General features: G+C 61.1%; 1 protein-coding gene. It reads right to left on the bottom strand.

What is annotated here, in order from left to right; all coding sequences use genetic code 11:
* Positions 1-394: 394 nt before the first annotated feature.
* Positions 395-2,053 (bottom strand): isovaleryl-CoA dehydrogenase, encoded by a 1,659-nt coding sequence (locus WCA53_RS28075; protein ID WP_423918613.1) that lies wholly within the window; start codon positions 2,051-2,053, stop codon positions 395-397.
* Between the last annotated feature and the right edge of the window lies 1 nt (position 2,054).

Raw genomic sequence — 2,054 nt, 5'->3', positions numbered from 1 at the left:
TCTGCTTAAGTCGGATTTTCTTGCTTATTTCTGTTAGCCCCTGTTCGGGGCGGAACTTCATTTCTTTGGCAAACGCGCAAAGAAACGAAGCAAAGAAACGCGTTTTAAACCGCCAATTTTTAAGTGTCCTCAGTTGTGGAGTTCTGGTTTTTGGCCCGAACGTAGCGCGGCCCCAAAATATTTAACCCGCACTCGAATACCCACCTCAAGCACCAACGGCGCGCACACGCTTCGCCTCCAACGCCATAAGAACAACGGCGACATCGCACCCGTGGACCAATCAACGCGACATCGCACCCGTGGACCAATCAACGGCGCCACCCCATCCATGAACCAATAGTTGCACGCGCTGACCACGGCGTAACAACAATCCCTTGTCCCCCAAAACAATCCCTTATCCGCCAAACGCCCGCTCTATAACCGCCTCAAGATCAAGTCCGCCCGGCAAGGTTCCATAAACACGCCCCGACATCCCACGTCCACCTCCCAGCCGTGTTTCGATAAACGCCGCCGCGATCTCGCCCGGCGCGTGCTGCGCAAGCAATACCCCCTGTGCGATCAAAACTAGTTGCTGCGCAATTCGTCTCGCCGATTCCTCTCGCCCAGACGCATCGCCACGAAGCATCGCAAGCAGGGCTTCCAGCGCAATCGACAACGCCGGATGCTCACCCGCACCCGCTCGCCACGAGTCGAACAACGCCCGTGCGGCTTCGGGCTCGCGCTCCACCGCACGCAACACGTCCAGGCACATCACGTTTCCCGAACCTTCCCAGATCGAATTGACCGGCGCCTCACGATAAAACCGCGCCATCGGCCCCGTTTCTACATAACCGTTCCCTCCCCAAACCTCCATCGCCTCGCCCGTGAACTCCAGCGCGCGTTTGCAAACCCAAAACTTCGCAGCCGGGGTAACGATGCGCCGCCACGCGCGCTCTTCCGGTTTCATCGAATGCTCGAATGCCGCCGCAAGCCGCATGAACAACACGGTCGCCGCCTCGGATTCCAGCGCGAGATCAGCGAGAACATTACGCATCAACGGCTGGTCCGCAAGCTTTGCGCCAAAAGCCCGCCGGTGCCGCGCATGATGAATCGCATGGACAAGCGCGGCGCGCATCAACGCAGCGCTTCCAATCACGCAATCAAGCCGCGTGAAGTTCGCCATCTCAATGATGGTCGGCACGCCGCGCCCCTCGTCACCCACCATGACGCCATAAGCATCCAGGAACTCGACTTCACTGCTCACGTTCGAACGGTTGCCAAGCTTGTCCTTCAATTGCTGGACCTGAACGGCGTTTTTCGATCCGTCCGGCACGTAACGCGGCACGTAGAAGCAGGAGATCGCGCCGTTTTCCGGCGTGTCGTCGCCGGTGCGGGCAAGCACGAGGTGGGCGTCGCATTGGGGAGCGGAGAAAAACCATTTATGGCCAACCAGCCGATACTCCCCGCCGCGCCCGCCCGCACCGACGGGCACGGCGCGCGTGCGGTTGCTACGCACGTCCGAGCCGCCCTGTTTCTCCGTCATGCCCATGCCGATCATCATCGAACGCTTGCCGGCAGCGAGGGGAATGTCGCGTGGATCGTACTCACGCGACAGCAGTTGCGACTGCACGCCGGCAAACAGGGCAGGTTCTCGCTGTAACACGGGAATGCTGGCGAACGTCATGGTCAACGGACATAGCGAGCCGCTTTCCAATTGCGCGTGCAAAAAGTAACCGGCACACCGCGCAGGCATCGCGCCAGGCTGCGGCGAGGCGGTTTCAAACGGCAGCGCGTGCAAGCCGCCAGCGCGCAACATGGCAAGCAGTGTGTGCCAGGCAGGATGAAACTCGATGGCATCGATCCGCTCGCCTCGCGCACTGAACCGATGCAGCTCCGGCGCGTGGCGGTTCGCCAAGTCCGCGAGCACAAGCACCTCGGGCTGCGTGAGCGCAAGGCCGCTTCGAGTCAGCGCGTCAAGGTGCCAGCCCGCGCCTTCTCGCGCGACCGCGGCGACGAGCGCCGGATCGCTCGAAAACGCGTTGTAGCGTTCAAGCGGCGGCGCCTGATTCGTCACT

Origin of the sequence: Caballeronia sp. (assembly GCF_049581465.1) — a bacterium.
Lineage (GTDB): Bacteria > Pseudomonadota > Gammaproteobacteria > Burkholderiales > Burkholderiaceae > Caballeronia.
The sequence above is the reverse complement of the archived record's forward strand: the minus strand, read 5'-3'. Positions and strand labels throughout refer to the sequence as shown.